Origin of the sequence: Streptomyces venetus, assembly GCF_039540295.1 — a bacterium.
In the GTDB taxonomy this organism is placed as follows: domain Bacteria; phylum Actinomycetota; class Actinomycetes; order Streptomycetales; family Streptomycetaceae; genus Streptomyces; species Streptomyces venetus.
Window position 1 is genome coordinate 136,716 of sequence record NZ_BAABET010000009.1, and the last position, 13,045, is coordinate 149,760.

Annotated in this window: 12 protein-coding genes; 1 reads left to right on the plus strand and 11 read right to left on the minus strand. The window is 70.0% G+C overall.

Features of this window, described 5'->3' with window-relative positions; translation table 11 throughout:
- Window positions 1–121 precede the first annotated feature (121 nt).
- A complete protein-coding gene (locus ABEA82_RS28000) occupies window positions 122–1,351 on the plus strand; it encodes a DUF349 domain-containing protein (RefSeq protein WP_345664466.1) in 1,230 nt (409 codons plus the stop codon).
- A gap of 91 nt (window positions 1,352–1,442) precedes the next feature.
- On the opposite strand, the gene relA is transcribed toward ABEA82_RS28000, so the two are convergent.
- The 11 genes from relA to pdxS all read right to left on the minus strand — a co-directional run bounded on the left by relA (window position 1,443) and on the right by pdxS (window position 13,044).
- Complete coding sequence (relA, locus tag ABEA82_RS28005) at window positions 1,443–3,962, minus strand: GTP pyrophosphokinase (RefSeq protein ID WP_345664467.1); 2,520 nt, start codon at window positions 3,960–3,962, stop codon at window positions 1,443–1,445.
- Window positions 3,963–4,157: 195 nt separating this feature from the next.
- Window positions 4,158–4,697 (minus strand): adenine phosphoribosyltransferase, encoded by a 540-nt coding sequence (locus ABEA82_RS28010; protein WP_345664468.1) that lies wholly within the window; start codon window positions 4,695–4,697, stop codon window positions 4,158–4,160.
- Window positions 4,694–5,803 (minus strand): protein translocase subunit SecF, encoded by a 1,110-nt coding sequence (gene secF / locus ABEA82_RS28015; protein WP_345664469.1) that lies wholly within the window; start codon window positions 5,801–5,803, stop codon window positions 4,694–4,696. Before secF ends, ABEA82_RS28010 begins: the two co-directional genes overlap by 4 nt.
- 1 nt (window position 5,804) lies before the next feature.
- Complete coding sequence (gene secD, locus ABEA82_RS28020; protein WP_345664470.1) at window positions 5,805–7,571, minus strand: protein translocase subunit SecD; 1,767 nt, start codon at window positions 7,569–7,571, stop codon at window positions 5,805–5,807.
- A gap of 132 nt (window positions 7,572–7,703) precedes the next feature.
- Window positions 7,704–8,201, minus strand: coding sequence for a preprotein translocase subunit YajC (yajC, locus tag ABEA82_RS28025; protein ID WP_345664471.1), 498 nt, complete (start codon window positions 8,199–8,201; stop codon window positions 7,704–7,706).
- 185 nt (window positions 8,202–8,386) lie between these two features.
- Complete coding sequence (gene ruvB, locus ABEA82_RS28030; RefSeq protein ID WP_003988984.1) at window positions 8,387–9,457, minus strand: Holliday junction branch migration DNA helicase RuvB; 1,071 nt, start codon at window positions 9,455–9,457, stop codon at window positions 8,387–8,389.
- A 24-nt stretch (window positions 9,458–9,481) separates the two neighbouring features.
- On the minus strand, window positions 9,482–10,087 hold the full coding sequence (gene ruvA / locus ABEA82_RS28035; RefSeq protein WP_003988985.1) for a Holliday junction branch migration protein RuvA: 606 nt from the start codon (window positions 10,085–10,087) through the stop codon (window positions 9,482–9,484).
- Window positions 10,084–10,614 (minus strand): crossover junction endodeoxyribonuclease RuvC, encoded by a 531-nt coding sequence (ruvC, locus tag ABEA82_RS28040; RefSeq protein WP_003988986.1) that lies wholly within the window; start codon window positions 10,612–10,614, stop codon window positions 10,084–10,086. The genes ruvA and ruvC overlap by 4 nt, the downstream gene beginning before the upstream one ends.
- Window positions 10,615–10,723: 109 nt before the next feature.
- Window positions 10,724–11,476, minus strand: a complete 753-nt coding sequence (locus ABEA82_RS28045; RefSeq protein ID WP_003988987.1) for a YebC/PmpR family DNA-binding transcriptional regulator — start codon at window positions 11,474–11,476, stop codon at window positions 10,724–10,726.
- A 51-nt stretch (window positions 11,477–11,527) separates the two neighbouring features.
- Window positions 11,528–12,133: a pyridoxal 5'-phosphate synthase glutaminase subunit PdxT gene (gene pdxT, locus ABEA82_RS28050; protein ID WP_345664472.1), complete on the minus strand. Its 606-nt coding sequence runs from the start codon at window positions 12,131–12,133 to the stop codon at window positions 11,528–11,530.
- Window positions 12,134–12,138: 5 nt separating this feature from the next.
- Entirely contained in the window at window positions 12,139–13,044 is a 906-nt protein-coding gene (gene pdxS, locus ABEA82_RS28055) for a pyridoxal 5'-phosphate synthase lyase subunit PdxS (RefSeq protein WP_003988989.1), read from the minus strand.
- Window position 13,045: the final 1 nt, after the last annotated feature.

The following is a 13,045-nucleotide window of genomic DNA, read 5'->3' on the forward strand; positions in this document are numbered from 1 at the left end:
ATTTCGGTCGCGCGGGATGCGGACACGCCCCCCGCCGGTCGCCTATGTTGGCCGTGACGAAACTGTGGACGATGCCCGGGGGCGCTGAGGCCCCTCGCAGGCATCATGTGGAGGAGGCGCTGTGAGCAGCGACCCGTGGGGCCGCGTCGACGAGACGGGGACCGTGTACGTGCGTACGGCCGACGGCGAGCAGGTCGTCGGTTCCTGGCAGGCAGGCTCCCCCGAGGAGGCGCTGGCCTATTTCGAGCGCAAGTACGAGGGCCTGGTTGTCGAGATCGGCCTCCTCGAGAAGCGAGTGAAGACCACCGACCTGTCGGCGAAGGACGCCCAGGCCGCGATCGACCACATTCGGGAGCAGGTCGACGCGCACCACGTGGTGGGCGACCTGGACGCCCTGCGGGTCCGGTTGGACAAGCTCGTCGAGCAGGTGGAAGCGCGCCGTGAGGAGCGCAAGGCGCAGCGGGCGAGGCAGTCCGACGAGGCGCGCAAGGCCAAGGAGACGCTCGTCGCCGAGGCGGAGGAGCTGTCGCAGTCCGACCAGTGGCGGGCGGCCGGTGAGCGGCTGCGGGCCCTGGTGGACACCTGGAAGGGTCTGCCGCGGCTGGACCGCAAGTCCGACGACGAGCTGTGGCACCGGTTCTCGCATGCCCGGTCGGCGTTCTCCAAGCGGCGCAAGCAGCACTTCGCGCAGCTGGACGCGCAGCGCGAGGAGGCGCGGCGGACCAAGGAGCGGCTGGTCTCCGAGGCCGAGGCCCTGTCGAACTCCACGGAGTGGGGTGCGACGGCCGCGCGCTACCGCGAGCTGATGGCCGAGTGGAAGGCCGCCGGCCGTGCGCAGCGTGAGCACGAGGACGACCTGTGGAACCGCTTCCGCGGCGCCCAGGACGTGTTCTTCGCGGCCCGCAGCTCGGTCTTCGCCGAGCGGGACGCCGAGCAGTCGGAGAACCTGAAGCTCAAGGAGGAGCTGGCCGAGGAGGCCGAGAAGCTCCTGCCGATCACGGACCTGAAGGCCGCCCGGGCCGCCTTCCGCAACGTGAACGAGCGCTGGGAGGCCATCGGCCACGTGCCGCGCGACGCCCGGCCCAAGGTCGAGGGCCGCATGCACGCCGTCGAGCGGGCCATCCAGGAGGCCGAGGAGGCCGAGTGGCGCCGGACGAACCCGGAGGCACGCGCGCGTGCCGAGGGCCTGACCGGTCAGCTCCAGGCCGCCGTGGACAAGCTCAGGGGCCAGATCGAGCAGGCCCGGTCGCAGGGCAACAACGCCAAGGCCGACAAGCTGGAGCGTGAGCTCGAGGGCCGCCAGGCGCTGCTGGACCAGGCGCTGAAGGGTCTGCAGGAGTTCGGAGGCTGACGGTCACCGGTACACCGAAAGAGGGCTCCCGTCAGGCACGGGAGCCCTCTTTCGCGTGGTCACGGCCGCTGGTGATGTCCTGGACCGCTGGTCACGTCCTGTTGCGCGCCGACGTCACCCGGTACACGTCGTAGACGCCCTCCACGCCCCGGACCGCCTTCAGCACGTGGCCGAGGTGCTTCGGGTCGCCCATCTCGAAGGTGAACCGGGAGGTGGCGACGCGGTCGCGGGAGGTCTGGACGGCCGCGGAGAGGATGTTGACGTGCTGGTCGGACAGCACGCGTGTGACGTCGGAGAGCAGCCGGGAGCGGTCCAGGGCCTCGACCTGGATGGCGACCAGGAAGACCGAGGACTGGGTGGGCGCCCACTCCACCTCGAGGATGCGCTCCGGCTCGCGGGAGAGTGACTCGACGTTCACGCAGTCGTGGCGGTGAACCGATACACCGCTGCCGCGGGTGACGAAGCCGATGATGGGGTCGCCCGGGACGGGGGTACAGCAGCGGGCCAGCTTGACCCACACGTCCTCGACGCCCTTGACGACGACGCCCGGGTCGGCGCTGGAGCGGCGTTTGCGGCTGCGGCCACGGGCCGGCGGGACCGACTCGTCGATCTCCTCGGTGGCGGCCTCCTCGCCGCCGAGGGCCTGGACCAGCTTCTGCACGATGTTCTGCGCGGACACATGGCCCTCGCCGATCGCCGCGTACAAGGCGGAGATGTCGGCGTAGCGCATCTCGTGCGCCAGGGTCACCAGGGAGTCGCCGGTCAGGATGCGCTGGATCGGCAGGTTCTGCTTGCGCATCGCGCGGACGATGGCGTCCTTGCCCTGCTCGATCGCCTCGTCGCGGCGTTCCTTGGAGAACCAGGCCCGGATCTTGTTGCGGGCACGGGGCGACTTGACGAAGCCGAGCCAGTCACGGGAGGGGCCGGCGCCGGGTGCCTTGGAGGTGAAGACCTCCACCAGATCGCCGTTGTCGAGGGTGGACTCCAGCGGGACCAGCCGGCCGTTGACGCGGGCTCCGATGGTGCGGTGGCCGACCTCGGTGTGCACGGCGTACGCGAAGTCGACGGGGGTGGCTCCGGCGGGGAGCGCTATGACGTCGCCCTTGGGGGTGAAGACGAAGACCTCGTTGCGCGACAGGTCGAAGCGCAGGGACTCCAGGAACTCGCCGGGGTCCTCCGTCTCCTTCTGCCAGTCCAGCAGCTGGCGCAGCCAGGCCATGTCGTTGAGGTGGTCGTCCTTGCTCTTGCCGGACGACTTGGGCGCGTCGGTGCGCACCTTGGAGGCGCCGGCGACGGCCTCCTGCTTGTACTTCCAGTGCGCGGCGATGCCGTACTCGGCGCGGCGGTGCATGTCGAACGTGCGGATCTGCAGCTCGACGGGCTTGCCGCCGGGGCCGATGACCGTCGTGTGCAGCGACTGGTACATGTTGAACTTGGGCATCGCGATGTAGTCCTTGAACCGGCCGGGGACCGGGTTCCATCGCGCGTGCACGGTGCCGAGGGCCGCGTAGCAGTCGCGGACGGTGTCCACGAGGACGCGGATGCCCACCAGGTCGTAGATCTCCGCGAAGTCCCGGCCGCGGACGATCATCTTCTGGTAGACGCTGTAGTAGTGCTTCGGGCGGCCGGTGACGGTCGCCTTGATGCGGGCCGCGCGCAGGTCCTGCTGGACCTCGTCGGTCACGATGGCCAGGTACTCGTCACGCTTCGGTGCCCGCTCGGCCACCAGCCGGACGATCTCGTCGTACATCTTGGGGTAGAGGATCGCGAAGGCGAGGTCCTCCAGCTCCCACTTGATGGTGTTCATGCCCAGGCGGTGGGCGAGCGGCGCGTAGATCTCCAGGGTCTCGCGCGCCTTCTTCTCCTGCTTCTCGCGCTTGAGGTAGCGCATGGTGCGCATGTTGTGCAGGCGGTCGGCGAGCTTGATGACCAGGACGCGCGGGTCCTTGGCCATGGCGACGACCATCTTGCGCACGGTCTCGGCCTGGGCGGCCTCGCCGAACTTCACCTTGTCGAGCTTGGTGACGCCGTCGACGAGCAGGGTGACGACGTCGCCGAAGTCGCGGCGCAGGTCGTCCAGGCCGTACTCGGTGTCCTCGACCGTGTCGTGCAGCAGACCGGCCATCAGGGTGGCCGGATCCATACCCAGCTCGGCGAGGATCGTCGTGACGGCGAGGGGGTGCGTGATGTACGGGTCGCCGCTCTTGCGCTTCTGGCCGCGGTGCCAGCGCTCGGCGACCTGGTAGGCGCGCTCGATCTGGCGGAGCGTCGCCGTCTCGATCTTCGGGTCGTTGCTGCGCACTATGCGCAGCAACGGCTCCAGCACCGGGTTGTAGGGGTTCGCGCGCTGGACGCCGAGACGCGCGAGGCGGGCGCGGACGCGGTTGGAGGAGCCGGTGCGGGCGGGCTGACCGGCGGCCTGGCGCACTGCGGGCGGCACGGGCTTGGGGCGCGACTGCTCTACGGGCTTGTCGACCGGCGCCGACTGGGCGTGCTCGACCGGCCCGCGGGTGTCGTTCTTCGCGTGCGGCGCGTTCGGCGCGGGCTTGGCCGCGGCTGCCGAGGCGGACTCGGGCTTGGCGGCGGTCAGGTGCTGGGCCTCGTCTGGCAAGAGGGCTCCTCGTGCGCGTTCCGGGTCCCCCGGTCAGGCTCCGGAGACCCCATGGTAGCGATCCTGAGGCCCAGGATCGCCTTCAGGCCAATGTGAGGACCGTCTACCCGAGAAACACGAGAGGCGGACACCGGATTCCCTCCGGGTCCGCCTCCGCGGTGTCGAGCCGGTGTCCACCGGGCTGCCGTGGGCCTTCTAGACCGTGAGCAGCGCCTCCAGCGGGGCGCCGCTCAGCGCCGGTTCCAGGCGGCTGCGGCCGTGCAGGAAGCCGAGCTCCATGAGGACGGCGAGACCCGCGACCTCGGCGCCGGCCCGGCGGATGAGCTGGACCGATGCCTCGGCGGTGCCGCCGGTGGCGAGGACGTCGTCGACGATCAGGACACGGTCCTCGGCGGTCAGGTCCTCGGCGTGCACCTCGATCTCCGCCGAGCCGTACTCCAGGTCGTAGGCCTGGGCGAGGGTGGCTCCGGGGAGCTTGCCCGCCTTGCGCACGGGGACGAAGCCGAGACCGGCGCGGACGGCGACCGGGGCGCCGAGGATGAAGCCGCGGGCCTCCAGACCGACGATCTTGGTGGCACCGCTGCGCTCGGCGATCTCGGCGAGGGCGTCGGTGAGCGCGGTGAACGCCGCGGGGTCCGCCAGGAGCGGGGTGATGTCCTTGAACATCACGCCCGGCTCCGGGTAGTCCGCCACGTCCCTGATGCGGCTGAGCAGCAGGTCCCTGATCTCGGTCATCGGCGCTTCCCCGAGGGACGGCCGCGGCCGCGGCTGCGGGACGCGGGCTGGTTGCGCGGGCCGACGACCGCGGGTGCGGCGTCCGCGGGCTCCTCGGCGTACGACTCCTCGGCGGTTTCCTCCGGGGCCGTCTCGCCCTTCTGGGCCCGCTTGGCCAGGACGCGCTTCTTCAGGGCCTTCATCTGCGGCTCGCGCTCCTTGAGGTCGGCGACGAGCGGCGTGGCGATGAAGATCGAGGAGTACGCGCCGGCGGCGAGACCGACGAACAGCGACAGCGAGATGTCGTTCAGCATGCCGGCGCCGAGCACACCGCCACCGATGAACAGCAGGCCCGCGACCGGCAGCAGCGCGACCACCGTGGTGTTGACGGAACGGACCAGGGTGCTGTTGATCGAGCGGTTGGCGACGTCGCTGTAGGTCCAGCGGGTCTGCTTGGTGATGTCCTTGGTCTGTTCCTTGAGGCTGTCGAAGACCACGACCGTGTCGTAGAGCGAGTAGCCGAGGATGGTCAGCAGACCGATCACCGTGCCCGGTGTGACCTCGAAGCCGACGAGGGCGTAGATGCCCACCGTGATGGTGATGTCGTGGATCAGCGCGACGAACGCGGCGATGGCCATGCGCCACTCGAAGGCGATCGCCAGATAGATCACCACGAGGACCAGGAAGATGCCGAGGCCCTGCCAGGCCTTGTTGGCGATCTGCTCACCCCAGCTGGGGCCGACCAGCTCGGCGTTGATCTGCTCCGAGTCGAGCTTGAGGTCGTCGGCGAGCGTGTTCTTGATCGTGTTCGCCGCGTCGGTGTCGATGCCGGCGACCTGGATGCGCAGGCTGCCGTCGCCGAGCTTCTGGACGATCGCGTCGTGCCCGGAGGCCGTTTCCGCGTACTCCTCCGCCTGGGACACCGAGGCGCTGGTGTTCTTCGGAGTGGTGAAGACGGCGCCGCCCTGGAACTCGATGCCCATGTTCAAGCCGCGGACCGTCAGGCCGACGATGGCCGTGATGGTGATCAGGATCGACAGGCCGTACCAGATCTTGCGGTTCTTGACGAAGTCGTAGCCGACCTCGCCACGGTGCAGTCGGGCGCCGAGGTTGCCGAGTTTCGACATCTCAGGCCTCCTTCGGGTCGACGGGGGCGGCGGGGCGGCGGGTGCGGCGCAGCGGCGGCTGCGCACCCAGGCTCTTCGGGTCGAGGCCGGACCACTTGTGGCCGTTCGCGAAGAACGGGCGACGGGCCATCAGCGTCATCAGCGGCTTGGTGAAGAGGAACACGACGACCACGTCGAGCAGGGTGGTCAGGCCCAGCGTGAACGCGAAGCCCTGGACCTTGCCGACGGTGACGATGAACAGCACCGCGGCGGCGAGGAACGACACGAAGTCGGAGACCAGGATGGTGCGCCGGGCGCGCGGCCAGGCCCGCTCCACGGCGGGGCGCAGCGTGCGGCCTTCCCTGATCTCGTCGCGGATGCGTTCGAAGTACACGATGAACGAGTCCGCCGTGATACCGATCGCGACGATGGCACCGCACACCGCCGGCAGGTTCAGCGCGAAGCCGATGGTCGGGCCGAGCAGGGCCATGAGCGTGTAGGTGAGGGCGGCGGAGACCAGCAACGAGAGGATCGCGATGAACGCCAGGCCGCGGTAGTAGGCCAGCAGGTAGATGACGACCAGCGCGAGACCGATCGCGCCGGCGATCAGCCCGGCCTGCAGCTGGTCACCGCCGAGGGCGGCGGTCACCGTCGTCATGCTGTCCACCTTGAAGGTCAGTGGCAGCGCACCGTACTTCAGCATGTTGGCGAGTTCCTGCGCCGACTGCTGGTTGAAGTTGCCGGAGATCTCCGCGTTGCCGCCGGTCAGGGCCTGGCGGACGAACGGGTCGGAGACGACGTCACCGTCCAGGACGATCGCGAACTGGTTCTGCGGGTCCTGGTTCTGCGCCAGCTTGCCGGTGATGTCGGCGAACTTCTTGGCGCCTGAGTCCGTGAAGTCCATCTGGACCGTCCAGCCGGCACCGCTCTGGGTGTTCAGGCTGGCCTGGGCCTTGTCGACGTCGGTGCCGTCGACCTCGGCCGGGCCGAGGATGTACTTCTGCCACTGGCCCCGCGAGTTCTTGCCGCAGGCGAGGGTCGGCTCGGAAGCCTTCGAGCCGTCGCCGACCTTGCCGCGGGTCTTCTCGTCGGTGCAGTCGAGTGCGGCGTACTGCGCCTGGAGCTTGCTCGCGTCGGCCGCGGCGCTGCCACCGGAGGCGGACGGTGAGGGGCTGGCCTTCGCCTTGTCCGAGGCGCCGGCGGACGGCGTCGCGTCGGCCTTCAGCGCGTCCGTGACGGCGCGGCCCTGCGTGGTCGGGCTCGCGGACGGGGATGCCGAGTCCTTGTCGGTGGCCTCGGGCTTGTCGGTGGCCTTGCCCGACGGCTTGCCCGAGGGGCTGCCGGTGGGGCTCGGGGACGGGCTGGTCTTGCCGTTGCCGCCGGAGATCTCGGTGGCGATGACCGGGCGGAAGTAGAGCTTGGCGGTGGTGCCGACCTGCTTACGTGCCTGCTCGGAGTTGGTCCCCTTGGGGATGTTCACGACGATGTTGTCGCGACCCTGCGTCTGCACCTCGGACTCGGAGACGCCCAGACCATTGACACGGCGCTCCATGATGGAGACGGCGGTGTCCATGTTGGTCTTGTTGATCGCCGACTCGTTGCCGGCCTCGGGGACCGCGCGGAGCGTGATGCTCGTACCGCCGGCGAGGTCGATGCCGAGACGCGGTTTCGTGTGTCCCGAGGCGAACATCCCACCGGTGAGCGCCGCGATGGCGATCAGGATCAGGGCCAGCGAGCGCCACGGCTTGCTCTGGGCGCTCGCGTTCCTGCCCTTTTTAGGTGTGGCCACCTTCTCGTACTCCCTCTCGGGCCGCCTCGCTCCGGATCGGCGGACGGGCGGCCATGACATGGTGTCGGGATTCCGTGCGAGCTGGGCGTGGTCCGGGGTGCGCGGGCCGCGCCCGCGCACCCCGGGTCACGACTACTTCGCCTCGGAGTCGCCGTCGGTCTTCTTCGGCTCTTCGTCCGTCTTCGCCTCGCCGGCCGGGGCGTCCTCGGCGGGCTCGTCGGCCGCGTCCTTCTTGCCGAGGTCGACGGCCTTGTCGTCAGCGGTGGCGTCGGCGGCGGATTCGCCGGTCTCGGTGAGGGAGGAGGCGTCGTCCGGGACGAGGTCGGCGTCGGACTTCAGGTCGTGCTCGATGCCGTGGACGATGCGGTTGTACTCGTCGTCGGTGAGGACGGCACCGATGGAGTTCTTGGCGAAGAGGAGCTCGACGCCGGGACCGGCGTCGAGGAGGACGGTGTCGTCGTTCACCTCCTTGACCGTGGCGTACATGCCCCCGATGGTGCGGACACCGCTGCCGGGCTGCATCTGGTTCCGCATGTCCACGGCTTGCTGTTGCTTCTTCTTGGCCGACCTGGTCATCAGGAACATGGCCCCGATGAGCACGATGAACGGGAGGAGCGTCAGGAGACTCACGGGTCGGTACTTCCTTCACACGACCGCGCTGTGAGCGGCCAGATGGTTGGGGGTATGTACGCCGCCGACAAAGGCGGCATCGGCGGAGTCTAAGCGAGTCCGCGCGCATGGAACAACGCTCAGCATGGCACCGGGGTTCCTGCTCCGGCCACTGACGTCGCCGTCCCGAAACGGTGACGGTGCGCTCACGCCCCGAACAGGTCCTGTTGTCCGTTTCCCGCCGTCTGGGAGCGGGGCGGCGTGAGGCCGAGATGCGCCCATGCGGCGGGGGTGGCCACCCGGCCGCGCGGGGTGCGGGCCAGCAGCCCCTCCCTCACGAGGAAGGGCTCGGCCACCTCTTCCACCGTCTCACGCTCCTCCCCCACGGCGACGGCGAGCGTGGACAGACCGACCGGACCGCCGCTGAACAGCTTGAGCAGGGCTTCGAGCACGGCCCGGTCGAGGCGGTCGAGGCCGCGCTCGTCCACCTCGTAGACGGCGAGGGCGGCCGCCGCGATGTCCTGGGTGATCAGCCCGTCGGCCTTGACCTGCGCGTAGTCCCGGACGCGGCGCAGCAGGCGGTTGGCGATGCGGGGCGTGCCGCGGGAGCGGCCGGCGATCTCGGCGGCGCCGTGCGGCTCGATCTCGACCTCGAGGAGGTTCGCCGAACGGTGGATGACCCGCTCCAGTTCGGCCGGTTCGTAGAACTCCATGTGGGCGGTGAAACCGAAGCGGTCCCGCAGCGGTGGCGGCAGCAGGCCCGCGCGCGTGGTGGCGCCGACCAGGGTGAACGGGGGCAGTTCCAGCGGGATGGCGGTGGCTCCCGGGCCCTTGCCGACGATGACGTCGACGCGGAAGTCCTCCATCGCCATGTACAGCATCTCCTCGGCGGGCCGGGACATGCGGTGGATCTCGTCGAGGAAGAGGACCTCGCCCTCCTGGAGGGAGGAGAGGATCGCGGCGAGATCGCCGGCGTGCTGGATGGCGGGGCCCGAGGTGATGCGGATGGGCGCGCCCATCTCGGCCGCGATGATCATCGACAGGGTGGTCTTGCCCAGGCCGGGGGCGCCGGAGAGCAACACGTGGTCCGCGGTCGCGCCACGGGCGCGTGCGGCGCGCAGGACGAGGTCGAGCTGCTCGCGGACCTTCTCCTGGCCGATGAACTCGTCCAGGTCCTTGGGGCGCAGGGCGGCCTCGACGGCCTGGTCCTCACCGTCGGCGACAGAGTCCACCAGCCGCTCGCCGGCGGAGGTGTCGGTCGTGTCGTCCCAGTTCATAGATGTGCCTCAGAGGGTCGTGGATCAGCGGGCTCGGTTCAGCGTCTGCAGGGCCGCCTTCAGAAGCTGCCCCACCTGGGGCGTGCCCTCGACGGCCTCGGCCTGCGGGGTCACGGCGGCGACGGCCTCGTCGGCCTCCCGGGTCGCGTAGCCGAGGCCGATCAGAGCCGCGTGCAGCTGGTCGCGCCAGCCGTTGCTGACGGGCGCACCGACCGCGGGCGCTCCGATCGGCTCGCCGAGCCGGTCCTTCAGTTCCAGGAGCAGCTTCTGGGCGCCCTTCTTGCCGATGCCGGGGACGGCGGTGAGTGCCTTCTCGTCGCCGGTGGCGACGGCCCGGCGCAGCGCGTCCGGGGTGTGCACGGCCAGCATCGCCTGGGCGAGTCTCGGTCCCACGCCGCTCGCCGTCTGGAGCAGCTCGAAGACCTGCCGCTCGTCGTCGTCCGCGAAGCCGTACAGGGTCAGCGAGTCCTCCCGTACGACGAGGGAGGTGTGCAGCTTGGCCGGCTGGCCCATGCGGAGCGTGGACAGGGTGTTCGGCGTGCACTGTACGGCCATGCCGACGCCGCCGACCTCGACGACCGCGGCGTCGGGGGCGAGCGCGGCGACCGTGCCGCTGACGAAGGCGATCATGCCGTACGGCCTTTCGATGTGTGCAGGGCGACGGCCTGCTGGAGGCGGTTCTGGGCGGGGGCGCGCCAGATGTGGCAGATGGCGAGGGCGAGGGCGTCCGCCGCGTCGGCGGGCTTGGGCGGTGCGCTGAGCCGGAGCAGGCGGGTCACCATGGCGCCGACCTGGGCCTTGTCGGCCCGGCCGCTGCCGGTGACGGCGGCCTTGACCTCGCTCGGGGTGTGCAGCGCCACGGGGATCCCGCGGCGGGCGGCGCAGAGCATGGCGACGGCGCTGGCCTGGGCGGTGCCCATCACCGTACGCACGTTGTGCTGGCTGAAGACGCGTTCCACGGCGACGAACTCCGGCCGGTGCTCGTCGAGCCACTGCTCGATGCCCTGCTCGACGGCGACGAGACGGTGACCGAGGTCCGCGTCGGCGGGCGTCCTGACGACGCCGACGCCGATCATGGTGAGCGGCCGTCCGGCGACGCCCTCGACCACCCCGACACCACACCGGGTCAGTCCCGGGTCCACCCCCAGTACGCGCACGCGCCCTCCCTGTCGCTCACCTGTTTGTGCAGGCTATCGGGTGCCACTGACAACGCGACGGGCCGACGGGGTGTGTCCCGTCGGCCCGTTGTGGCTGTGGAGCCCGCCGTTACGCGTCGACCTTCTCCATGACCTCGTCGCTGACGTCGAAGTTGGCGAAGACGTTCTGCACGTCGTCGCTGTCCTCGAGCGCGTCGATCAGCTTGAAGATCTTCTTGGCGCCCTCCTCGTCCAGCTCGACCTGGACGGACGGCACGAAGCTGGAGTCGGCGGAGTCGTAGTCGATGCCGGCGTCCTGGAGAGCGGTGCGGACCGCGACCAGGTCGGTGGCCTCGCTGATGACCTCGAAGGACTCGCCGAGGTCGTTGACCTCCTCGGCGCCCGCGTCCAGGACGGCCGTGAGGACGTCGTCCTCGGTCAGCTCGCCCTTGGGGACGATGACGACGCCCTTGCGGCTGAACATGTAGGACACCGAGCCGGGGTCGGCCATCGAGCCGCCGTTGCGGGTCATGGCGACGCGGACGTCGGAGGCCGCGCGGTTGCGGTTGTCGGTGAGGCACTCGATGAGCACGGCCACGCCGTTCGGGCCGTAGCCCTCGTACATGATCGTCTCGTAGTCGGCGCCACCGGCCTCGAGACCGCCACCGCGCTTGATCGCGGAGTCGATGTTCTTGTTCGGAACCGACTGCTTCTTGGCCTTCTGAACGGCGTCGTAGAGCGTCGGGTTGCCCTCGAGGTCGACGCCGCCCATCCGCGCGGCGACCTCGATGTTCTTGATCAGCTTCGCGAAGAGCTTGCCGCGCTTGGCATCGATGACGGCCTTCTTGTGCTTCGTCGTGGCCCATTTAGAGTGGCCGGACATCTGCCTGTCTCCTTCGCGTAACCCATCTCAGCAACGAACGCAGGAATCCTACTAGGACTCCGCCGTCCGGTTCGCGCGCACCATCTCGACGAACAGGGCGTGCACGCGGTGGTCGCCGGTCAGTTCCGGGTGGAACGACGTGGCGAGGGCGTTGCCCTGGCGGACCGCGACGATGTGGCCGTCGTGCTCGGCGAGCACCTCGGCCCCGGCGCCGACGGACTCGACCCAGGGGGCGCGGATGAAGACGCCCTCCACGGGGTCGCCCGCGACGCCCTTGACGCCGACGGCCGCCTCGAAGGACTCGTTCTGCCGGCCGAAGGCGTTGCGGCGCACGATCATGTCGATGCCGCCGATGGTCTCCTGGCCCGAGCGCGGGTCGAGGATCTTGTCCGCGAGCATGATCATGCCGGCGCAGGTGCCGTAGACGGGCAGGCCGTCCCGCACGCGCGCGCGGAGGGGTTCCATCACTCCGAACAGGACGGCCAGCTTGGAGATGGTGGTGGACTCGCCGCCGGGGATGACGAGACCGTCGACCTCGGCGAGCTCTTCGGGGCGCCGCACCGGCCTGGCCACGGCATCGGCCGCGGCCAAGGCGACGAGGTGCTCCCGTACGTCGCCCTGGAGGGCCAGGACGCCGATCACAGGTGCTTCGGTCATGGGTGTTACCAGCCGCGGTTGGCGTAGCGCTCGGTCTCGGGGAGGGTGTCGCAGTTGATGCCGACCATGGCCTCGCCGAGGTTGCGGGACGCGTCCGCGACGATCTTCGGGTCGTCGTAGAACGTGGTCGCCTTGACGATGGCGGCGGCGCGCTTGGCCGGGTCGCCGGACTTGAAGATGCCGGAGCCCACGAAGACGCCCTCGGCGCCGAGCTGGCGCATCAGGGCAGCGTCGGCCGGGGTGGCCACGCCGCCGGCGGAGAACAGCACCACCGGGAGCTTGCCGAGCTCGGCGACCTCCTTGACCAGCTCGAACGGGGCGCGCAGCTCCTTGGCGGCGGCGTAGATCTCGTTGTTGTCGCAGCCGCGCAGCTTGGCGATCTCGCCCTTGATCTGGCGCAGGTGGCGGACGGCCTCGACGACGTTGCCGGTGCCGGCCTCACCCTTGGAGCGGATCATGGCCGCGCCCTCGGCGATGCGGCGCAGGGCCTCGCCCAGGTTGGTGGCGCCACAGACGAACGGCGTGGTGAAGGCCCACTTGTCGGAGTGGTTGACCTCGTCGGCCGGGGTGAGGACCTCGGACTCGTCGATGTAGTCGACGCCGAGGGACTGCAGCACCTGGGCCTCGACGAAGTGGCCGATGCGGGACTTGGCCATCACCGGGATCGAGACGGCCTCGATGATGCCCTCGATCATGTCCGGGTCGGACATGCGGGCCACGCCGCCGTCCTTGCGGATGTCGGCCGGGACCCGCTCCAGGGCCATGACCGCGACGGCTCCCGCGTCCTCGGCGATCTTCGCCTGCTCCGGGGTGACGACGTCCATGATGACGCCGCCCTTCAGCTGCTCGGCCATGCCGCGCTTCACACGGGCGGTGCCGGTCTCGGGAGCCTGGTTTTCGGAGATGGACACG

Bases quoted from the DNA above. Each gene is read 5' to 3' on its own strand.
- ABEA82_RS28010 (WP_345664468.1), bottom strand. From the start codon at position 4,697: ATGACCGAGATCAGGGACCTGCTGCTCAGCCGCATCAGGGACGTGGCG.
- secF (WP_345664469.1), bottom strand. From the start codon at position 5,803: ATGTCGAAACTCGGCAACCTCGGCGCCCGACTGCACCGTGGCGAGGTC.
- ruvB (WP_003988984.1), bottom strand. From the start codon at position 9,457: ATGAACTGGGACGACACGACCGACACCTCCGCCGGCGAGCGGCTGGTG.
- ruvA (WP_003988985.1), bottom strand. From the start codon at position 10,087: ATGATCGCCTTCGTCAGCGGCACGGTCGCCGCGCTCGCCCCCGACGCC.
- ABEA82_RS28045 (WP_003988987.1), bottom strand. From the start codon at position 11,476: ATGTCCGGCCACTCTAAATGGGCCACGACGAAGCACAAGAAGGCCGTC.
- pdxT (WP_345664472.1), bottom strand. From the start codon at position 12,133: ATGACCGAAGCACCTGTGATCGGCGTCCTGGCCCTCCAGGGCGACGTA.